The sequence below is a fragment of the Acinetobacter sp. YH12046 genome, assembly GCF_013419905.1.
Classification (GTDB): Bacteria; Pseudomonadota; Gammaproteobacteria; order Pseudomonadales; family Moraxellaceae; genus Acinetobacter.
Genome location: NZ_VOZF01000040.1, coordinates 1 through 21,631 on the forward strand (window position 1 = coordinate 1; position 21,631 = coordinate 21,631).

Here is a 21,631-nt window from a genome sequence, read left to right on the forward strand (position 1 = left end):
AGAATGAGCTTTCATATTACCTCTATTGCTATCCTTAACCTATTGAAGTTTGATTCTTTGGCTTCCGCAGGTAATTTGCCTAAACATCTAGAAAGTTTAATGGAAAAATCTAAAAGGTATGTTTTACTGAAAAAAAGAAGTAGAAACTACCCACGAGTTGTGAAAGGGAAACCACAGAAATACCCAAAAAAATGCCAGTCAATCTCTTAACTGACTGGCATTACACCAAAGGGTGCCTTTTTTTATTAGAGTAAAACTCTTTATTGCTTAGAAACGGTAGCCGATTTTTAGGCCATAACCCATGGCATGGTTGTCTTCAAAGCTACCTTTTACTTCACCACCTGTTTGTGCTTGTGCATCTCCTAGCCAGAAGTATTTAACCCCAGCCTGGATAAAATAGTTTTCTGTAGGGCTGTATTGGCCGCCTAGACCGACACTCCAATAACCTTCAGTTGGACCCAAGGTGGTTACCGGGTTTCCTGCACCAGAGTCATAACCTACAGCAGCAGAGCCTGACCATTTAACGTTAAATTTATGACCTAAACCCACATTTGCAGACCATTGATCATCTGAATAATCGACAAGATTCTGCTGTTTTCCGGTGAGTGCGCCAGTTAGCTGAGATAAATAAGCAGGTTTTACTGCAAACTGATCCCAATGTACCCAGCGAATATTAGCAAAGGCTAAGGTATTTTTTGCAATGCCTGACTGTAAGTCAATGTTGACTGATTGTGGTGTAGTAATTTCCGCTTTATGGTAAGTTGGAATTACTGGTTTACCCAATAATGTGCCAGTTAATCCAGGAATATATAAAGCCCCATCTGTACCAAAACCGAAGGTTTCTGTGGTATCTAATTCATGTTTAATTTCAGAGCGATAAGTCACAGCAGCTTTTAAGGCAATTTCAGGAATAGAATATGCAAAACCAGCTAACCAACCGTAAGCTTCACTTTCTTTAAGGTCAATATCATAACCGCCAAGAACTTGCGGGCCTCTATAAGCTGTACCACGTAGGGAGACTTTCGCCTTTACGCTTTGATAGACAGGTCCGGCATAAACATTCCAGTTCTCATTTGGCTGATACCCTATAAGTGCTGTAATGCTATTGGTTTTTACTTCAACAGAAGTGCCCTCCAATACACCAGTATTGGTATTTACTGTAGCAAAAGCATTAGATTCAGGCGCATATTGAGCGTCAGCTCCAAATGGCTGGTCATAAAGTAAACCCAGAGATATTTTATCAGTTGCCTGAATTTTTATAGCAGCAGTAGGGAAGTAGTAATCTTCAGCCATATCGCTGACTTTATTGCCGGCATTGTCTTTACCTTGAACTTCTGGATCTAAAACAGAAATACCCGCTTCCGCATAGTTACCAGGTTGTAAAAAAGCCTGAATAGACTGGCCTGAACGGTCTAAACCGGCAGCGAACACGAGAGAAGTAGGCAGGCTAGAAAGAAGAATAGCGATAGAGATTGGCTTAAGCTTCATGGCTCATCCTTGACAATGTTGCATAAATATTAATAAAAGTTGTGGAAAAGTAACACAAATTTAAAAAGAGTAAATGCTCCACTTCGTCCAAGAAATGAACTATGGCGGTTATAAAAAATGATTGCTTAGAGTATTTATACTATATTTTTTTGATTAACTTAATGAAAATAAACAAATAATAATTTTTATCAAAATATATTAAAAACAAAATTTAGGCAAAATTTGATTGGTGATAAAAGCATCGAATAGTATACAGGTGTATAAAAATATAATTGGGATAATAAAAACCACCCGAAGGTGGTCTTTATTAACTATCAGGAATTAGAAGCGATAGCCCATTTTTAAGCCATATGCGATTGCATGGTTATCGCTGAAGTCACCAACAATACGGTTATCTTCACCGACTTGAGCTGCAGTTTGTGATTCTGCATCACCTAACCAGAAGTATTTCACACCACCAGCAATAAATGTAGCTGGAGTAGGACTAAATTGAACGCCTAAACCAACATTCCAATAACCTTCTGTTGGTCCAAGTGTTGAAACTGGATTACCTGCACCAGAATCCCAACCCACAGAGACATTCCCAGCCCATTGCTCAGAAAGCTTACGACCTACACCTACTGTTGCAGACCATTGATCTTTATCATATTCAACTACGTGGAAACCATCTGGACGATTCACAGAATCTAATTGTCCAACAGCTTCACTTATTTTACCAAACTGGTATGGGCGAATAGAGAAATTAGACCACTCTACCCAACGTACATTAGCAAATGCTACGGTATCTGCCATGATACCTGTTTGGAAGTCTAAGTTTACAGATTGCGGAGTAGTAATTTTGGTTTTACCAGATTCAGTCATTGCATCTGTATAAGTAGTTGGTACACCTAAACCATTTAAGAGTCCTGTAACTGATGCAGCAGCAAGAGGATTATTTAAAACTGATAATCTTTCAGTAGTGCTCGCATTATGGTCGATTTCAGAGCGATAAGTTAAAGAAGCTTTTAAGGCAATCTCAGGAATTTGGAAAGCCATACCTGCTAACCATCCTAAGTCTCCTGTCTCTTTGAAATTTGCATCATAGCCATTAAAAATACTATATGCCTGTCCGCGTAATTTTAAGTCGCCTTTAACAGTTTGATATACTGGTCCTGCATAGATATTCCAGTTTTGGGTTGGTTGGTAGCCAAAAACAAAACTAAGATTTTGTGTATGTACCTCAACCTCAGTATTGCCTTGACCTAATGCAGCATTAGCATTCACTAAAGCAGTTTGAGTTCCTTGTAATTGTTGTAAGCCTGCTGCAACGATTGGATTTGATGCAGCAACTTGCTGTAAAGCACCTAGTACTAAGCTCTGCTGTGGAGTGCCTGCTGGTGCAGCTGCTGTAACAGCAGTCAAAGCTGGAGCAAAACTAGCTCCAGCTGCTTGCACTAATTGACTAACTGAATTTTGAGTAATATTCGCGATACTTGATGGAGTGAGAACTTGGTCAGTTCCTTGAGATACAAAAGCGTTATTACCGCTATATTCTGCATTTGCACCAAAAGGTTGGTCATATAAGAGACCAAATGAAAACTTATCTGTAAGTTGTAATTTTAATGCAGCATGAGGAAAATAATAGCTGTCAGCCATATCGCTAATTGAACGACGTGTGTCTAATTCGCCAGCTTCTTGTCCTGAGACATCTGCATCTAAAACAGAAATACCTGCTTCAAAATAGTTACCAGGTTGTAGGAAGGCTGCAATAGATTGGCCTGAACGGTCCATTGCCGCAGCAAATGCACCCGTCATTGGTACAGTTGCGAGAATCATTGCAGTAGTTAATGTTTTTAATTTCATTTACGTCTTTCCTTGAGGTACAAATTTATATCTAGCGTTGTTGTTTGCACTTATTAAATTCTTGGAGATTTCGGGTATTTATCCGCAATCATTTGTTACTCCATGTGACAAAAATAGCACAATTAAAATAAGAGTAAATGCTCTAGAAAAAACTAATTAGTCTAAAAAAGCACCAAAATAGAGTTTTTGCACCAAAAAATAGCTGTATTTTAAAATAAGTATTTGAAAGTAAAAGAAATAAAATAATGGAGAAAAAATGATTTTTTGTATAAAAAATATTCTAAAAATATGAAGATTAACGCTAATTTTTTGAAGTATAGATCACATTTTGAAAGGATGGTGCGCCCTGCGGGACTCGAACCCACGTCGGTCGCTTAGGAGGCAACTGCTCTATCCAGTTAAGCTAAGGGCGCGAAAAGAAGGCTATTGTACTGTAAAAAATGCAAAAAAAAAGTTATTGCCGCAGCAATAACTTTAAAAATCATCGATTAAAAGATTTTTTGATTAATTCTTAGGGCGCAGTGCCTTAAACAGAATAAACATGATCACTACCCAGATCGGAAGCATCAGTACTGATTCTTTAAAGCCTTGTGTCCACATGATGTAAAGAATGGTTGCAATGAAAGCTAAAACCAGAATATTACTTGCAGGTGACCACAATGCAGGGAAACTGGTCTTTTGTCCTAACTGCTTCATGCTTTGCATAAACTTGAAGTGGGTCAAGCTAATCATGGCCCAGTTCAGTACCAATGCACCTACCACCACATACATCAGGTGACTTAAGGCATCTTCAGGAACAAAGTAGTTTAGGAGTACACAGCCGAAAATCAGCAGGGCAGAGAACAGTACTGCAGGAATAGGAACCCCTTGTTTGTTCACAGTCTTGAAGATTTTAGGGGCATTACCTTGCTGTGCCAGACCATAAAGCATACGGCTATTGGCATACATACCACTGTTATAAACAGAGAGTGCCGCTGTCAGGATGATGAAGTTCAGCAGATGTGCTGCCCAGTCAATCCCCAGCTGGCTGAAGATCATCACAAACGGGCTTTTATCTAGGCCGCCAAGCTCTAACTGATTCCAAGGTACTAAAGACAATAGAATGGTCAATGCACCTACATAGAATACCAGAATACGGAATACGACCTGATTAATCGCTTTTGGAATGGTTTTTTCTGGATTTTCAGCTTCTGCTGCCGCCATCCCGATCAGTTCAATCCCACCGAAGGCAAACATCAGGAAGGCCAGCATATAGAATAAGCCTTCAAAACCATTCGGGAAGAAACCGCCTGCTGTCCAAAGGTTGCTGAAAGAAGCACCTGAAGAGGCATCAGCAGTCAGGATCAGATAGAGACCAAAGACAATCATGGAAACGACCGCAGTCACTTTCACAATAGACAGCCAGAATTCTGATTCACCGTAGAATTTCACATTGCCGAGATTGACCAGCGTAATTACGATGAAGAAAAACAGGACTGAGGTCCAGGCAGGAATATGAGGCCACCAGTAATTAATATATTTTGCAACGGCGGTGAGCTCGGTCATAGCCACCAGGATATATAAGATCCAGTAGTTCCAACCCGCAAGGAAACCAGGGAATTTGCCCCAGTATTTATAAGCAAAATGGCTGAATGAACCTGCTACAGGTTCATGAACAATCATCTCACCCAATTGACGCATGATTAAGAATGCAATTAAGCCACCAATGGCATAGCCAAGAATAATAGAAGGACCCGCAGATTGGATCACCTGTGCGGAACCTAAGAATAAGCCTGTGCCAATTGCACCGCCCATGGCGATCAACTGAATATGACGGTTCTTTAAGCCACGCTGAAGTTGTGAAGACTCGTTATTCAAAGTGTTCAGCCCGACAATGTAAGAAATAGGTATAAAGATTGTAATGGAACAAAGATAAGAAGCCTAGAGCACCCGTCTGGATGAAATATTATTATCGTATTTATAAAAAAAAATTATAAAAATAAATAGAATAAAAGATATGTGAATCAATATATTAATTTTATTGAAAATGTAACTGATGAGTTTGCTGTTTTTTTAACTCGACACAAATGCTGTTTTTTTATACTTAGGTCGGGCAAGGCAGCTACTTGGCTTTAAACCGATTATACTCGTCTCACAAATATTCAATAATTTTGATCAGAATAAAGACAAGCCAGAGGAAGAAAGTATTCATGAGTTTCGCTGCCCAAATCAAAATCCCAGCCACTTATATGCGCGGAGGCACCAGTAAAGGGGTGTTCTTTAAACTGGACGATTTACCTGATGCTGCACAACAGGCAGGCCGAATTCGGGACCAGTTATTATTAAGAGTGATCGGCAGCCCGGATCCATATGGCAAGCAGATTGATGGGATGGGCGGTGCCAGTTCAAGTACCAGCAAAACTGTGATTCTGTCTAAAAGTCAGCAAGAAAATCATGATGTGGATTATCTTTTTGGTCAGGTATCGATTGATCGACCTTTTGTGGACTGGAGTGGTAATTGTGGCAATCTGACTGCAGCAGTTGGGGCATTTGCAATTTCCAATGGCCTGGTCGATCCTGCACGTATTCCTGAAAATGGGCTGTGTACGGTGCGAATCTGGCAGGCGAATATTCAGAAAACCATTATCGCCCATGTACCGATGCAGAATGGTCAGGTTCAGGAATTAGGTGATTTTGAGCTGGATGGCGTAACTTTCCCAGCAGCCGAAGTACAGATTGAATTTCTGGATCCTGCCGATGATGATGCCGAGGGCGGTTCAATGTTTCCGACCGGAAATTTAACCGATACGCTAGAAGTACCGAATATTGGCAGCTTTGAAGTAACGATGATTAATGCCGGGATCCCGACAGTTTTCTTAAAGGCAGAAGATCTGGGCTATAACGGTACCGAGTTACAGGACCATATCAATAATGATGCAGCTGCCTTGGTGAAGTTTGAAACCATCCGAGCCTATGCTGCTCAACAGATGGGTCTGATTCAGGACATTAGTGAAGCTGTTACACGTCAGCATACGCCAAAGATCGCTTTTGTGGCTCCGCCAAAGACTTATACGTCCTCTAGTGGTAAGGAAGTCACTGAAACAGATAGCGATATTCTGGTCCGTGCCTTATCGATGGGTAAGTTGCATCATGCCATGATGGGAACAGCCGCTGTAGCGATTGGAACAGCGGCAGCGATTCCGGGAACTTTGGTCAATCGTGTTGCGGGTGGCGGTGAACGTGAATCAGTCCGCTTTGGTCATCCTTCCGGTACCTTAAGAGTGGGTGCGCAAGCAGTGCAGGAAAATGGAGAATGGAAAGTAAAAAAAGCCATCATGAGTCGTAGTGCGCGTGTGCTAATGGAAGGTTGGGTGCGTGTCCCTGAAGATGTTCTCTCTTAAAATTATTCCTTGAGAAAATTAGCCTAAGTAAAACCATCAGTTCTCTGGTGGTTTTTTTATTAAAAAAGATATTTCTGATTTGATTATTTTCAGTCTCAATACAGAATTATGAAACAACATTTGGATTTAAGAATGAAAATTCAATGCAATTCTAGGTACAATGCCTGATAACAGACAGGCACTTATAAACTGTCATTTTATTATTCTGGCTACGTATTCGAGGCGAATGTGTCATCTATCACTGACGTATCAACCCATGCACTAACTCAAGCACAACAACGGATTCAACACGATTTAATGACTGCTTTGGAAGCCTTTTCCATTCCAGAACCGTTAAAGTCGGCAGTACATCATGCCGTAATGCTAGGAGGAAAGCGGGTACGTCCAGCGCTCTGTTATGCCACTGCTGCATTAAAGCCGAATCAGAATAGTGCTGCGGTACGCCGTGCCGCAGTTGCGATCGAGTTTATTCATTGCTATTCACTGGCACATGATGATCTGCCATGTATGGACAATGACTTGTTACGTCGTGGTCAGCCAACCTGTCATGCTGCTTTTGGTGAAGATACGGCTCTTTTGGCGGGTGATATTTTGCAATCTATGGCGTTTGAAATTCTGGGTAGTCGTCTGTTTGATCAGGGGCCTGCAGTAGAACCTGCGATTGTCTTGAAGCAGATGCAGATTCTGGCGACTGCTTCCTCGAAAATGGTCAATGGTCAGGTACTGGATTTACAGGCCGAAGGCAAAAAAATTGATCAGGAAGCACTGGAGACGATTCACCGAAATAAAACCGGTGCCTTGATCAGTGCAGCGATTATGATGGCAGCGGTGACGATCTTTGAAGGGACTGATCTGGCCATTCCAAAACTGCGTGAATTCGGGCAAGCGATTGGTCTGGCTTTCCAGGTGCAGGACGATATTCTGGATATTATTTCTGATACAGAAGTGCTGGGTAAAACCGCGGGCAAGGATGAACAGGTGGAGAAGTCAACTTATCCAGCATTAATGGGTTTAGAGAAAGCCCAGGCCTATGCACAGCAGTTACATGATCAGGCCATGACTGCACTGAATCATTTTGAAGGTCAAGCTGATGAACTGATGCAGATTACCCAGTTCCTGCTAACACGTAAGAGCTGATTTAAATAAACTAATCTTCCTGAAATTAGCTTAAAACGAGCATAAAAAAGAGGACTTAAAGTCCTCTTTTCTTTTATATTGAATTACTTGCTTTCGTTATACAGACGTTCTGCCTGTTCAAAGCGTGTTGTAATTTCAGCTGTTGGTGCTTTGCCTAAGAGACTTACAACTACAATCGCAATCCAAGAACAGATAAAGCCTGGAATAATTTCATAGATGCCGGCTGGAATAAAACCAAGACCTGTTCCACCAACAGTATTCTTCCACAGAATCACCATACATGCGCCAACGATCATGCCTGCCAAGGCGCCATTCAAGGTCATGCGCTTCCAGAACAAAGACAGAATAATCAGTGGACCAAAAGCAGCGCCAAAACCTGCCCAGGCATACGCCACCAGACCCAAGACTTTAGATTCAGGATTACCAGCCATCCAGATTGCCAATAAAGCAATGAGAAGCACCATCAAACGACCGACCCAAACCAGTTCTTTTTGTGAGGCATTTTTACGTAGGAATGATTTATAGAAGTCTTCAGTCAGGGTACTTGAACAAACCAGTAACTGACAGCTAAGCGTACTCATCACCGCGGCCAAAATTGCCGCCAGAACCACACCGGCAATCCATGGATTGAACAGGATTTTAGTCAGTTCCATAAACACGGTTTCAGGATTGGCATTCACCACAGCAGCGAGTTCCGGATGTTGCTGGAAATAGGCAATACCAAAGAAACCTGCGGCCACTGCACCACCCAAACAAAGCGTCATCCAGGTCATCCCGATACGGCGTGCATTTGGAATCGACTTCACTGAATCGGCGGCCATGAAACGCACTAAAATATGCGGCTGACCAAAATAACCCAAACCCCATGCCATTAATGACAGGATCGCGATGGTACTCAGATCACCGACCAAGTTCATGGCCTGTGGACGTGCGGCTTCCAAAGCGAGCGTAACTTGCGACATATCTGAAAAAGTCAGGATGGTTACGATTGGCGTAAGAAGCAGGGCGAAGATCATCAGGGTTGCCTGAATGGTATCGGTCCAGCTGACTGCCAGGAAACCGCCAATAAACACATAACTGATGGTTGCAATCGCACTGATCCAGAGCGCTGTATTATAAGACATGTTGAACATGCTTTCGAACAGACGTGCACCTGCCACCATGCCTGAAGCACAGTAAATTGCAAAGAAAATCAGAATGACAAATGCAGAAACCACACGCAGCACTTTTTTCTGATCGTTAAAACGGTTCGAGAAATAGTCCGGCAGGGTCAGGGCATTGTGCTGGACTTCGGTATGGACCCGTAAACGGCCCGCAACCAGCAGCCAGTTCAGCCAGGCACCGATAATCAGACCAATCGCAATCCACATTTCAGACAGGCCAGAAAGATAAATTGCGCCTGGCAAGCCCATCAGCAGCCAGCCACTCATGTCGGAAGCCCCTGCAGAAAGTGCAGTTACGAAACTACCTAAACGTCGGCCCCCTAAGATGTAATCAGAAAAGTTGTTTGTCGCGCGGTATGCCATCAGGCCAATTACGACCATGCCGACAATATAAAAAAGAAAGGTAATTAAGGTTGGATTTAGGGAGCTCATACGGTATCCATTTTTAAGTTGGACAGTAGATCGAAACAAGGATTATGACAGATGCGAAAGACTTTAATCCGAAAGCCAGGCAACATCGAATCCAGAGGATTTCAAAAATAAACGCGAAATTTAACCATAAATTCACAATCTTTGCTGAGATTTTCTTATTTTGAAAGAAAATAGGCAACCAATTGGCTGCCTATTGTGAAGTATCTCTGAAATTTAGTGACGTCCCATTACACCGCGGATGGTATTCAGCACATCGGCAGGCAAGACCACAGTCTTGGCATTTGGAGACTTGGCCATATCCTGCATGGCTTTGACATATTGTTCACCCAACAGATAAGCCACAGGAATTTCCTTGTCACCAATTGCCTGACTCACCATATCAATCGCACGTTGGGAAGATTCTGCCAGTACGACTTGTGCTTCTGCATCACGACGAGATGCTTCCAGACGACCATCAGCTTCCAGAATGGCGGCCTGTTTTTCACCATCCGCTTTAGTGACGGTTGCACGACGTTGACGCTCTGCCGCTGCCTGTTCTTCCATCGCCGTCTGCATGGTTACAGAAGGTTTGATATCCTGGATTTCAACCGTCTTTAAGGTGATTCCCCAGTCTGAAATATCATCAGAAATGCTGGACTTTAAACGTGCCTTGATATGATCACGCGAAGATAAGGCATCATCCAGATCCATTTCACCCACGATTGAACGTAGCGAAGTTTGTACCAGGTTCTGAATTGCCCATGAGTAGTTCTCAATCCCGTACACCGCTTTTTCAGGAGTTGTCAGGTTGATATAAGCCACCGCATTCATCAGCAAGACGGCGTTATCGCGGGTAATTACTTCCTGCGAAGGAATATCCAGAACGATATCTTTGGTGGTGACTTTATAAGCCACTTCATCTACATAAGGAATGACAAAATTCAGGCCAGGATTAAGTGTGGTGTGGTATTTACCCAGACGTTGTACGATCCATTTATAGCCTTGTGGAACAATCCGTACACCTTTAAAAATGGTAATCGCAACAAAGGCCAAGAACGCAATAACAATGATAGTGCCAGCAGACATAATTTATTCACCTTTTTCGTTTTGATATTGAGTGCTGTGGGGCTGTACAACCAGGTCATTTCCCAAGATATCGACAACACGGACACGATCTCCAACCTGAACTTTATCCAGAGCACGGCAATCCCATTCATCCGAGCCTAGAACGGGTAGCGGAAAACGGACCCGGATCTGATCCTGTTCAAGATCGGTCTGAATCACCATGCCAATTTGGCCAATAGTGGCTTCGCGCGACAGGCCGGCTTTGGTCTTGTCGATAGAAAGCGGCTTGATAAACTTAAACCAGAGCAAGGTACAAAGAACAGACAGGATGATCCAGGTCAGGATCTGAGTGGTCAATCCCATCATTGGGAACATCCAGTACAGAATGCCAACCATAATGGCACCAATCCCGAACCAGAGGGCAGCAAAAGCGGGCAGGAGTAATTCTGAAAGAATAAGAAGTACTCCCAATACAAACCAGTGCCAAGGTTCAAGAACTAATTCCATATCGTGACCTATATTGCTAAGTATTTAATTAATCATCATCTTTATATGATTTACTTCCAATGTAGCAGATGCTGCAGCAGATGAATATAAAAAATTTCTGATTAAAATTTTGCCGGTCGTGCAGGCTTGAATGCAGCCGGAGACTGCCTAAAATCACTGATGGCTTTTTCAATTGAACGGATTTTTAGTTGCGCGGCTTTTTCACCTTCAAGAATGGTCTCATTGCTGGCTTTTAAATCCAGCGTACCAATATGACCTACTTTAGGCTGGATCACGATATTAGCTTGCCTGAGTTCTTCATTGATACTTTGCTGACCCATAATATTAATCGTCTGGTCCAGTACGCCCCACATGTTGAGTGCTTTATTGCTGTCCGGACGTGCAGATATATCTACGGCAATAACAATATCTGCTCCCATATCTTTGGCCGTTTTTACTGGAATTGGACTAACCAGACCGCCATCGACATATTTTGTACCGCCAATTACAGCGGGCACAAAGACATTCGGAATACTGCAAGAGGCACGCACGGCTTGTCCGGCATTGCCTTTGATAAAGTCAGCTTTACGGCCATTGTCTAGGCGGGTTGCCACTGCCGCGAAGCGAATCGGGAACTGTTCAATCGGTTTATTCGCCACATTTTTATTGACGAAATCCTGCAGTTTCTGTCCGGCAATAATCCCTTGGCGGTTCAGGGTTAAATCACGAATATCGGATTCTTTAAAGTTCAAGGCGATTTGCTGCAACTGATAAGGAGATTTGCCGCTGGCATATAGACTGCCCACGAAGCTTCCGGCACTAGTTCCAGTAACAATCTTCGGTTTGATGCCATGCGATTCGAGGACTTTGAGTACCCCGATATGGGCAAAGCCTTTGGCACCGCCACCACCGAGTGCAATAGCCACCACAGGTTCACGAGCCTGAAGAGGAGTAGAGGTTGTTGGGGTTTTAGTAGCTTTATCACATGCTGCAAGGCTTAAACCCAGGCAGCCAATCAGAGCATAACGGGTTAATTTCATTATAAAAAACTGGCGATTAAATCAACAAAATTCAGGCTATCACATCAAAAAAAGCCAGTTTTGCCTAGTCTTTTTTCAAAAGCTTTTGTAACGGCTTGGCGACCCAATCCGGATTTTTGGCCGAAAATTTACCTTCATAATGCTTATAGATCTGTTCTAGATCATATTCATAATCACCTGTCAGGTGATATACACCGAGGATATGAATGGTCTTGATATCATAGTCAAAGGAAAACATCACGATCGGCAAATTGGCTGCCTTGGCAATGTGGTAGAAACCGCTGCGGATTTTTTCTGGCGCCTTGCGAGAACCCTCTGGTGCCATACCCACCCAGATCCGGTCTGCTTTATTAATCACATCAACAATCTGTCGGGTATGACCTTGCGGTGTATCGCGTACTACAGGAACTACACCGATCCATTCCAGAATGGGTTTAAGAGGAGTACGAAATAGGCTGTCTTTACCAAAAATCGTAATCTGAATACCCAGACCGAGTAGGGCATTAAAACCTAACCAGGCATCGATATTCGAGGTATGCGGAGAAATAATCGCTACTGCTTTAGGCAGGTTAGAGAACTCGCCTTTAAGCTGCCAGCCCTGAGCCAGAAATAGCTGTTTAAACAGGGTCTGGCTCAATTTACCTCCGCGAGAAGGAACTAGGGGAGGAAGTTTGGGGAAACGTGTTGTACTCATCGATGTCTCATCCTGAAACTTATTTTTCTTTATTTTTGATCATATTAGACTGTTGTAAAATCCGGATCATTGGCAAAATGTATAGCGATGATGGATGCTTTTAGCATTTTTACCTTAAGGACCTGCGCTGAATATGCGGAATACTTATATTTTATTGTTTTCCCTATATTGGGCACAGGGGCTTCCGGTCGGGTTTATGACCCATGCCTTGCCGGTCATTCTGCGAGCTGAAGGTGTATCTCTGGCACATATTGGTGGCTTTGGCCTGCTCATGCTGCCATGGTCGATTAAAATCTTCTGGGCACCTTTAGTCGATCAGCATGGATCAAGATCCAGAGGTCATTATCGAAGCTGGATTATTCCTTTGCAATGGCTTTCTGTCGCTGTACTGATTGGGCTGTCCTTCTTGCCGATCCAAGCCTTAAACCAGCCCCTGTTTCTGCTGATCTTTTTTATCACGTTGTTAGTGATGAATGGGATCGGTGCTACTCAGGATATTGCTACGGATGGACTGGCAGTCAATATTCTAAAAAATGAACAACAGCACTGGGGCAATACCTTTCAGGTGATTGGCTCCCGCTTGGGCTTTATTGTTGGAGGCGGGGCAATCCTGTGGTTACTCGATTTTTTGCATTGGCAGATAACCTTTTTACTGCTGGCAGCTCTGGTCTTTCTGAATACTTTACCGGTGTTATGGTTTAAAGAACCAGATCATCAAAAGATGATTTCTTCATCATCTGAGAAATTACCTGCTCGGACTAGAATCACAGCTTATTTTCAATATTTTTTAGCTGATTCTACCTTGGCGACATGGCTGCTGGTTTTACTGACCTTTAAAGTGGCAGATGGTCTGTCTGGGCCTTTATTAAAACCTTTGATGGTCGATTTGGGACTGAGTTTTAGTCAGATTGGTATTTATGTCACCATACTTGGCGCTTTTGCAGCGTTGATTGGCGCAGGGCTAGCAGGCTGGTGTTTGAAATACTGGTCGCGCAGCTGGAGTTTAATGATTTTCTCTATTCTGAAAATACTCAGTCTAATCGCTTATGCCTGGCTGGCTGCACAATATGAAGCCCAAAACAAAGTGGCAAACTGGATCATTTATCTCATTAATGCTGCCGAGGATATGATATCGGCCATGCTCTTAGTCGTTATGTTGACCTTGGTGATGCAATACAGCCGCAAGCATCTGGCAGGAACTGATTTTACTTTTCAGGTCGCCTTGATGGCTACTGTAAGCGGGGGACTTTATAGCCTGAGCGGGCTACTAGGGGATTATTGGGGGTATGCACAGTATTTAACATATATTGTATGGATCAGCGTGTTTTTATTATGGCCTATTGTATTTTGGGGTAGAACACAGCAAGACTCCTGATCATTGCAACGCATCAATTAAAGCCGTATTAAAAACAATCAAATTATTTTAAAAGTGTCGTTAATACATATTTTAGCTAAAAGTATGAGATAAAAATGATTTCAAACTGAGTCTAAAATTGTTAAATTTCTGATGTTTTTATACGGCTTATTATGTAGGTATAGTTAAAAAACATAAATCCAGTAAAATCATGTAACATGATAAGGATGGTTTTTAACTATGCACATTGTTCGTGAGTGATCTCACGAGATAATAAAATAAGTCAATTTATAATTATAGATATTCCACACGCTTTAGATTTTAGTGGGAATCAGTGAGCTTTCAAAGCCAATGAACGTTTGTTCAATATGGAGAATTTAATGAATCAAGTTTTAACACGAAAGTTTTTAGCTAAGGGATTAGCAGTTGCAGTAACAACCTTGATGATGGGGACGGTTGCACATGCTGAAACACAAGAGCAAAAAGAAATTAAGCAGCTGCGTCAAGAAGTTGAAGCACTAAAAGCATTAGTAACACAGCAGCAACAAGTTCAGCATAATCAAGCCGTGCAGATTGAACAAGTTAAAGCAGCACCACAACCATCAGCAGCTGCACCGAAAGCACTAAGTACAAAATCAGATACTGAAGTGAAGCTATATGGTTTCGTTCGTGGTGATGCGAACTATATCATTGAAGGTTCAGCAGGTGACTTCTCTGACGTTGCTAAAACCAATGGTCAAACCAGAGACAAGTTAGTCGCAACAGCAAAAACAACACGATTGGGTTTAGATTTTAAAACCAGTGTTAACGGTGCAGAGGTTGGCGGTAAACTTGAAAGTGATTTCGCAGGTACTAACGATTCATTCCGTATACGTCAAGCATATTTAACCTATGAAAATTGGTTGATTGGTCAAACCCAATCTAACTTCTTGTCAAATCATGCACCGTTTATGATTGACTTTAGCACCAACGTTGGTGGTGGTACTACCCGTCTACCAATGGTTCGTTATGGTTTTGATTTGACACCAGCAACGCAATTGTTCTTGGCGGCAGAAAAGCCAAACTCAAGTGCTGCACAGACTGAATTAAATGCCCAAGGCGAAAGAGTAAGTGTTGAACATATCAAATCAAGTGTACCAACATTGACTGCTAAATTGGCACACAACTTTGATGACAAAAAAGGTAATGCGTCTGCGCGTGCTTTAGTTGAAGTTTATAAAGATGAAGACACTAATAAACGTAAAGCAGGTTGGGGTCTAGCAGCAGGTACAACGTATCAAGTACTTGATCCTTTAAAAGCGACGCTGGATGTCAGCTATACCAAAGGTGTAAACGGTATTTTGTATGGTACCAATGCCAATGCTGCATTCGTAGATGATGAAGGTAACCGTAATATTGAACAAAATGAAATTTGGGCGGTACAAACGGGCTTAACGTACAGCATTTTATCTAACTTAAAAACATCACTTGGTTATGGTGCATTGTTTGCCGATAAAGACTCAGACTATGCAGACCTCAATCCTACTGCAAACAAAGAGGTACAACAAGCTTGGTTAAACTTGGTGTATTCACCAGTTAAACCGCTTGAGTTTGGTGTTGAGTATGTCAACGGTGAGCGTAAAACCTTTAATAATGGAAAATTCAAAGATAACCGTATTGGTTTAATGAGCAAATATAGCTTCTAATTGATGATGTGAAGCTAAATAAAAAATCCCACCACTTGGTGGGATTTTTTATATCAATACTTTAGGAGAAAGGTTATTTTTAATAAAGCATAAGGATTTTTGTACAGGCTTAAAATACAAATCCTAATTGAGAGTTTTTTTTTCCTATCAAAAAGCGGTACTTCAGCATCACTTTTTATGCTCAAAACAACAAAACTTAGCAATTTTATGTCTGATCTAACAAGTTTCGGACTGTTAACATGATTGAAAGTTTCAGCATTTCGTTTTGAAAATTATGCCTATTCAAGCCGTTTTATTTGATCTCGACAATACCTTGACGCACCGTGACCTGACGACACAGGCCTATAGCCGTTATCTGGCGGAGTATTATACTTCGGCACTAGCACAGGTTGAACTTGAGAAAATTATTGAGATTGTACGACGCATTGATAATGGCGGTTATCCGAAAAAGGAATTGCTGACCCATGGCAGTATTGGCGCTTCAGGTGCATATGCATTGTTGCAGGAATTATCTTGGTTAACTCCACCAGATCTAGAGGAGCTAGCGCAGTTCTGGTTCAGCGAGTTTGGACGTTTCGCCGTAGAGATGCCGCAAGCAGGGCAAGTATTAAAACAGCTTAAAACTGAAGGTTATCGCTTGGCCATTGTATCCAATGGCGGCCATGACACCCGATTAAATACCATTCGCGTTTTAGGTATTGCAGATTATTTTGATGAGATTATCAGTTCAGGTCTGGTCGGCTTTAATAAACCGCAACCGGAAATTTTCCAGATTACCGCAGAGCGTTTAGGCGTACAGCCAGAACAATGTCTTTATATTGGTGATCATCCTGTCAATGATGTTCAAGGCGCAACAGCCGCAGGTATGCATGCTTTATGGATGCAAGGTTTCCATCCCGATGCCGGACATATTCAATATAAGATTCAGCAATTACCAGAAATCTTTGATCATTTGCAGCGGCTTAAGCAGCTTTAAGTAATCCGGTGGCTATTCATGGCTTTTGCCCATTGGTGAGAGTGACAGCGCGGACAAGTCTGTTCCGCTTCTTTTAAATACTGGACTTGACCGCAATAAATACAGGCATAAAGCTCTTCTGGCCTGACTTCTTTGACAATGCAGCAGGATTTAGGGAAAAGCGGGAGCCCATGCCGAACATCATCTGGATGGAAATACAAAATACTAAATTTACCGTCAGTTTCCAGTAAACCCAAGCGTACCTGACCCAAATGTTCAATGCCTTGCTGACGCATTTCAGCAAAGAATTCATCATGAGACATTTTGCCTTTTTTAATTTCATCAATGACCAGTAAACCATCTTCCACAATATGAATCGGTTTGCCTTCGAGCAGGTCTTCAAACCATTGAAATTTCATCATGAGCCAGGTGGTGAGGCGATACAGAAAAATGATCACCGACATGATCAGCGCTGCCTGGATCAAGGGGAGATCTTCTGTAAACATCGGATCGCCAGCAATGGAACCCAAAGCAAGAATGATGGTGACTTCAAAGATCGAAAGTTGTCGTACCCCACGTTTACCTGTCAGCCGCAGAAACAGGATAATCATCGCGTACATCACTACACAGCGCAGCAAAATTTCTGTGGCAAATTCCCAGGTCGTATCATTTATAAATATGGTGGCCCAGTCCATTGTTATTATTCCAGATCACTCTTTGTTACGAGTCTATCAATCTCGGCTGTTAGTTTGCTGCTGTAATTGTGTAAGTTTTTGAATAAAAATAAATTATGTTTTTTGAATGTGATTGCTATGAGTGAAAGATATAGCGATTTTAAGAAAATAAGATAGATATTTCATGTAAATATTGATTGATTATTCAACAGATTAAATTTGAACCAGTTCACATTTTACTCTGTGTGATTTTTAATCAGTACAAATAATATCCTACTGAAATATATCAAGATAAAATCTGAGCAATTTCCTAGGAATAATGAGAACTATTTAATGATTTGTAATCAAATAACTTGATAATTATAAATTTCTGTATGTTGTGCCCTGAAAAATATAGCGATTAGATCAAGCTAAAAATCTGTTTTTTAAATTAAAAATATTGATTTTGACTTCCAAGAAAGGATGTATTGTGAAAAAGATATTCACGCTTTTAACGGTTATGAGCTTAAGTACAGCGGTATTTGCAGATGCAGACTGGAACTATGATCAGCCTGAACAATGGTCGACTCTAAACCAGAAATATTCAGCCTGTAATGGACTGAACCAGTCACCAATCAATATCGAGCGAACAGTCAAAGCCGAACTGGAACCGCTCAAGTTTAGCTATAACACCATGATTCACACAATTGAAAATAAAGGTCATACCGTTCAGGTAGACTTTGCTCAAGGCAGAGAATTACAGCTGGATGGTGAAACTTTTGTGCTGAAACAGTTTCATCTACATAGCCCAAGTGAGAACCTAATTAAAGGCAAGAGCTATCCTCTAGAGATTCATTTTGTCCATGCCAATACTCAAGGTGAACTTGCTGTAGTGGCGATGATGTTTGCGCAGGGTACAGAAAATCCGATGCTTAAACGTATGTGGAATCGCTTGCCGAAAAAGCAAGGTGAAAAAGTCGTCTTGAAAACTCCGCAACCTGTAAATGAGATGTTGCCTAAGAATCTGGATTATTACCGCTTTAGTGGTTCGCTGACGACACCACCATGTTCTGAAGGTGTGCGCTGGTTGATTTTGAAAGAGATCCAACAGGCCTCTGCGACACAGATTTCAGAATTTTCCAAGTTAATGGGTCATCCAAATAACCGTCCAGTGCAGGCCTTAAATGGCCGTGTGGTACTGGAATAACAAAAATCTGGATGAAAAAGCTGACTTAGTTCTGCTTTTTTTAATTCTGATACAAATTTCAATAGCCTAAGGTCAAAAGAACTTTGTGGCGAAAGCTGAACGAATTAATATAGATTAGATTTCCTTGGGTCTTTCTGCTGCCATGCTCTTTGACTTAAAAACCATGATCCAGCCATTCACAGCGCTTTCGCCACAGCAGAAGAAGCTGGATCGTCTGATTGATAAAATCGAACAGCAGAAGCTGGAGTTAAAACAATGGCAACAGGCTGAAGAAGACCTACAGCAATATACGCATAAAACTTTCATGCCGGTCTATCATGAATTGCATGGTGTTGTGTTTGAGCAGCTCGAACAGCTCTGGAACCACTTGCAGGAAACAGATTTTACCAAGGCCGAGTTGGTAGTACTGGATGAGAAGATTCAATACCTGGCAGATTATCTGCAAGATTCTCAGGCGATGTCAGCGCAAGAAGCCAATAAGGTAAATGAAATCTTCACCTATTATCAGCAGCGTGCTGAACATGCCCAATTCAGAAAAAGCCAAAAAAAGACCAATGAACTGGAAAGATTCTTTAAGAATGAAAATATCCCAGATCCGGCAGATGCTGAGGGATTTGAAGAATGGGCTTCTGATCATTTTCAGCAAATCCGCGAGCAGGCCAAACTAAAACGCCAGCAGGAAAAGCAGAAACAGGCAGCCGCAATGGCAGAGCAGTCAGTGAAATCTGTATATTTAAAGATTGCTGCAGCGATTCATCCGGATCGTGAAGCGAATGATGTAAAAAAGATTAAAAAAACTGAATTGTTGCAGCGTGCCAACGAAGCCTATGCAGAACAGGATTTGTTTGTCTTATTAAAAATGCAGCTTCAGATTGAGCAAGATCGAGATCCTTCGCAAAAGAGTTTAAGTGCAGAGCAAGTCAAGCTGTATCAACTGGCTTTGGATGTGGAGAGCCAGAAGTTACAAGAGCAGATTGATGCATTGATCAATCGATTGGTCTGGTCATCAAAAACCAGAATTGCAGTCAAAAAGGCAAAAGGTAAGGTTCAAATTGCTGATCTGTATAAACAGATTGATGAAGATACTTCCACTATCAAGCAGCAGATTAAGGTCGAAAAAGAACGCCTGATGTATATCAAAAAGGTAAGTGGATTAGAGATGTTTTTAAGGCGTGGGATGCTTTAAGGTTTTTCTACCTCTTCCTTGGGGAGAGGTTATAAAATCTGCTAATCTCACAAAAAATAAAAAATACCATGAACAAAAAGCTTGATCCTCAACTTTTAATTTTCGCCAAATTCATGCGCCACACTGCCACCGATGCTGAGCACCTCATGTGGCAAATCCTTCGTGCCAAACGTTTTATGAATCTTAAATTTCGTCGTCAGCATGTGATTGAGCCTTATATTGTGGATTTTTACTGTCATGAAATTGGTTTGGTGATTGAGTTAAATGGTAGTCAACATGGAACGGATGAGGGAAAAGAATATGACGCTGAACGAACCAAGTGTTTAGAGGCTTTGGGTTTGAGAGTTGTGAGGTATTGGAATAATGAAGTGTTGTTAGAAACTGATGATGTATTAGATGATTTATGGAAAGTGTGTTTAGGGCTTAAAAGTAAAAACACCTCTCCCTAACCCTCTCCTAAAAGGAGAGGGAATTTCATTACTAAATCCATGCAAGCATTAATTCAAATGACGCTCCCTCTCCCTATGGGAGAGGTCTGGGGTGAGGGTTAACTGAAATTGGCAAAATCTAAGTGGTTGTATCTAGTAGATTGCTTTATAGGAGGGGTTGAGTATACGTAGTCAATAAAGCTTTTCCACGATAATGGCTTAGTCTCATCAATAACTTTATCCAAGATAGAGGTTGTATTTTCATCTAATCTTGGAGGTTCACCTTTATATTCAATCAGTGTTTTATCTGTTCCGTAGATTGTTCTTGTCGATACAACTCTGATTTCAGGATCCGTATAAGCAGCATCGATAACATCAGTTACATAAGGTCCAAAATTATCAAAATACCAATTAATATTAGAAATTTGTTCTTTATTTACCTGATAATTTTCCCAATCAGCTAAATAGATCATTTTTGTTAAACGTGCTTTAGATAACTCTTGAGCATGAGGGTATTTGCTGCAAAAGTATTTGATTAAATCAGTTAGAGAGTTAGTCATTCTACAACCTCCCTTTGACATGCATTTATAGTTTTTTCATAGTGTATAAGGAATTGTCTGAATAGAGTATGATATTCATCGGTTAGCGTACCATCTTCATCAAAATCCCATTGCTCTTTAGTAGATTCAACAACCATTACACCGATTAGCTCAAAATTATCCCTATGAATAGGTATGGCAATCAAGCTTCTACTTTTCATTGTAAAACTTTTAATTTCTGCTTCAGTAAAATTTTGTTTGACAGTTTCTTTTATATAAGGAGCATCATTTTTAGGTAGATGTTTCAGAATACGTCTGTTTAGCCTCCAGCACTCTCCTATAACACCTTGCTCAATCGAGAATTCTTTACGATGAACTTCAGCAAATCTTGAGTCTAAAGAATAACGTGCAGCCAAAATAAAGTGACCATTAGTTTTAAGATATAAACTAACTCTTTCTCTAGAAGTCAGACCAAATTTCGTAAAAATATAAGCTATAAATTTACTACCTATTTCAAATGAGGTTGTTAAATTACTATTTTTTAATTCATCAATAGCTTCCTCTGCTTCATTTAATTGATTTTTAATTTCGGATGCCGCTCTATTGCTCTGTGTTAATTCGATTGTTAGTCGCTCAATTTCTGTTTCTTGACTATGTGATTGACGGGTAATTTTTTTAGTAATGAAATATGAAATAATAAAAAAGAATAAAATTACATAAAAGGAAACTGACGATAAAATATCAACAATATATTGAATTAAATCAGAAAATTCTTCATCTTTATTAAATAATAGATCTCTTGCGAAAGTCATTATTGCAAGTTCATCCGGTTTACCAGTGCAGCGATTAAGTTAATGCGTAAACCGAATCTTTTCCGTCTATTTCGATAGCGTTCACTTAGTATTCTAAATCTTTTCA

General features: G+C 41.2%; 19 protein-coding genes, 1 tRNA gene and 2 pseudogenes. 9 read left to right on the forward strand and 13 right to left on the reverse strand.

From position 1 onward, the window contains the following. Nucleotides 1-210, forward strand: a pseudogene (locus tag FTU03_RS16105) (DDE transposase); the annotation flags it as partial. A gap of 57 nt (nucleotides 211-267) precedes the next feature. On the opposite strand, the gene FTU03_RS14565 reads toward FTU03_RS16105, so the two are convergent. From FTU03_RS14565 to FTU03_RS14580, 4 genes are all read right to left on the reverse strand, one after another. Further along, nucleotides 268-1,488: an OmpP1/FadL family transporter gene (locus FTU03_RS14565; RefSeq protein WP_179993354.1), complete on the reverse strand. Its 1,221-nt coding sequence runs from the start codon at nucleotides 1,486-1,488 to the stop codon at nucleotides 268-270. A 321-nt stretch (nucleotides 1,489-1,809) separates the two neighbouring features. Next, on the reverse strand, nucleotides 1,810-3,330 hold the full coding sequence (locus FTU03_RS14570; RefSeq protein WP_179993355.1) for an outer membrane protein transport protein: 1,521 nt from the start codon (nucleotides 3,328-3,330) through the stop codon (nucleotides 1,810-1,812). A 337-nt stretch (nucleotides 3,331-3,667) separates the two neighbouring features. Then, nucleotides 3,668-3,743 (reverse strand) — tRNA-Arg (locus tag FTU03_RS14575). 91 nt (nucleotides 3,744-3,834) lie between these two features. Further along, nucleotides 3,835-5,187: an amino acid permease gene (locus tag FTU03_RS14580; protein WP_179993356.1), complete on the reverse strand. Its 1,353-nt coding sequence runs from the start codon at nucleotides 5,185-5,187 to the stop codon at nucleotides 3,835-3,837. Between the two features lie 332 nt (nucleotides 5,188-5,519). On the opposite strand from FTU03_RS14580, the gene prpF reads away from it, so the two are divergent. Together prpF and FTU03_RS14590 are read left to right on the forward strand one after the other, a co-directional pair. Then, nucleotides 5,520-6,710 (forward strand): 2-methylaconitate cis-trans isomerase PrpF, encoded by a 1,191-nt coding sequence (gene prpF, locus FTU03_RS14585; protein ID WP_179993357.1) that lies wholly within the window; start codon nucleotides 5,520-5,522, stop codon nucleotides 6,708-6,710. A 228-nt stretch (nucleotides 6,711-6,938) separates the two neighbouring features. Then, nucleotides 6,939-7,847, forward strand: a complete 909-nt coding sequence (locus FTU03_RS14590; protein ID WP_179993358.1) for a farnesyl diphosphate synthase — start codon at nucleotides 6,939-6,941, stop codon at nucleotides 7,845-7,847. A gap of 83 nt (nucleotides 7,848-7,930) precedes the next feature. On the opposite strand, the gene putP is transcribed toward FTU03_RS14590, so the two are convergent. The 5 genes from putP to FTU03_RS14615 all read right to left on the reverse strand — a co-directional run bounded on the left by putP (nucleotide 7,931) and on the right by FTU03_RS14615 (nucleotide 12,706). After that, nucleotides 7,931-9,442, reverse strand: coding sequence for a sodium/proline symporter PutP (gene putP, locus FTU03_RS14595; RefSeq protein ID WP_179993359.1), 1,512 nt, complete (start codon nucleotides 9,440-9,442; stop codon nucleotides 7,931-7,933). Between the two features lie 213 nt (nucleotides 9,443-9,655). Then, nucleotides 9,656-10,507 (reverse strand): SPFH domain-containing protein, encoded by an 852-nt coding sequence (locus FTU03_RS14600; protein WP_005234507.1) that lies wholly within the window; start codon nucleotides 10,505-10,507, stop codon nucleotides 9,656-9,658. A 3-nt stretch (nucleotides 10,508-10,510) separates the two neighbouring features. After that, nucleotides 10,511-10,993 (reverse strand): NfeD family protein, encoded by a 483-nt coding sequence (locus tag FTU03_RS14605; RefSeq protein WP_179993360.1) that lies wholly within the window; start codon nucleotides 10,991-10,993, stop codon nucleotides 10,511-10,513. A gap of 101 nt (nucleotides 10,994-11,094) precedes the next feature. Beyond that, a complete protein-coding gene (locus tag FTU03_RS14610) occupies nucleotides 11,095-12,012 on the reverse strand; it encodes a patatin-like phospholipase family protein (RefSeq protein ID WP_004783071.1) in 918 nt (305 codons plus the stop codon). A gap of 64 nt (nucleotides 12,013-12,076) precedes the next feature. After that, entirely contained in the window at nucleotides 12,077-12,706 is a 630-nt protein-coding gene (locus FTU03_RS14615; protein ID WP_179993361.1) for a 1-acyl-sn-glycerol-3-phosphate acyltransferase, read from the reverse strand. Nucleotides 12,707-12,839: 133 nt separating this feature from the next. Between FTU03_RS14615 and FTU03_RS14620 the strand changes: the two genes are divergently transcribed. The 3 genes from FTU03_RS14620 (at nucleotide 12,840) to FTU03_RS14630 (ending at nucleotide 16,721) form a co-directional block, all read left to right on the forward strand. After that, entirely contained in the window at nucleotides 12,840-14,081 is a 1,242-nt protein-coding gene (locus FTU03_RS14620) for an MFS transporter (protein ID WP_179993362.1), read from the forward strand. A gap of 359 nt (nucleotides 14,082-14,440) precedes the next feature. Further along, nucleotides 14,441-15,745, forward strand: a complete 1,305-nt coding sequence (locus FTU03_RS14625; protein WP_179993363.1) for a DcaP family trimeric outer membrane transporter — start codon at nucleotides 14,441-14,443, stop codon at nucleotides 15,743-15,745. Nucleotides 15,746-16,019: 274 nt separating this feature from the next. Further along, nucleotides 16,020-16,721 carry an HAD family hydrolase gene (locus FTU03_RS14630; protein ID WP_179993364.1) on the forward strand — a complete coding sequence of 234 codons (702 nt, stop codon included), beginning with the start codon at nucleotides 16,020-16,022 and terminating at the stop codon, nucleotides 16,719-16,721. Here the strand turns inward: FTU03_RS14630 and FTU03_RS14635 are convergent. Next, on the reverse strand, nucleotides 16,718-17,395 hold the full coding sequence (locus tag FTU03_RS14635; protein ID WP_004783062.1) for a DUF421 domain-containing protein: 678 nt from the start codon (nucleotides 17,393-17,395) through the stop codon (nucleotides 16,718-16,720). The genes FTU03_RS14630 and FTU03_RS14635 overlap by 4 nt on opposite strands. Nucleotides 17,396-17,873: 478 nt before the next feature. Between FTU03_RS14635 and FTU03_RS14640 the strand changes: the two genes are divergently transcribed. The 3 genes from FTU03_RS14640 (at nucleotide 17,874) to FTU03_RS14650 (ending at nucleotide 20,195) form a co-directional block, all read left to right on the forward strand. Then, nucleotides 17,874-18,560 carry a carbonic anhydrase gene (locus FTU03_RS14640; RefSeq protein WP_179993368.1) on the forward strand — a complete coding sequence of 229 codons (687 nt, stop codon included), beginning with the start codon at nucleotides 17,874-17,876 and terminating at the stop codon, nucleotides 18,558-18,560. A gap of 142 nt (nucleotides 18,561-18,702) precedes the next feature. After that, entirely contained in the window at nucleotides 18,703-19,746 is a 1,044-nt protein-coding gene (locus FTU03_RS14645; protein WP_179993369.1) for a molecular chaperone DnaJ, read from the forward strand. A gap of 68 nt (nucleotides 19,747-19,814) precedes the next feature. Then, nucleotides 19,815-20,195 carry an endonuclease domain-containing protein gene (locus tag FTU03_RS14650; RefSeq protein WP_179993365.1) on the forward strand — a complete coding sequence of 127 codons (381 nt, stop codon included), beginning with the start codon at nucleotides 19,815-19,817 and terminating at the stop codon, nucleotides 20,193-20,195. A gap of 98 nt (nucleotides 20,196-20,293) precedes the next feature. Here FTU03_RS14650 and FTU03_RS14655 read toward each other — a convergent pair whose 3' ends face one another. The 3 genes and pseudogenes from FTU03_RS14655 to FTU03_RS14665 form a co-directional block, all read right to left on the reverse strand. Then, on the reverse strand, nucleotides 20,294-20,734 hold the full coding sequence (locus FTU03_RS14655; RefSeq protein ID WP_179993366.1) for a Panacea domain-containing protein: 441 nt from the start codon (nucleotides 20,732-20,734) through the stop codon (nucleotides 20,294-20,296). Then, entirely contained in the window at nucleotides 20,731-21,525 is a 795-nt protein-coding gene (locus FTU03_RS14660) for a GAF domain-containing protein (RefSeq protein ID WP_179993367.1), read from the reverse strand. The genes FTU03_RS14655 and FTU03_RS14660 overlap by 4 nt, the downstream gene beginning before the upstream one ends. Continuing rightward, nucleotides 21,525-21,631, reverse strand: a pseudogene (locus FTU03_RS14665) (IS5/IS1182 family transposase); the annotation flags it as partial. The gene FTU03_RS14660 and the pseudogene FTU03_RS14665, both read right to left, overlap by 1 nt.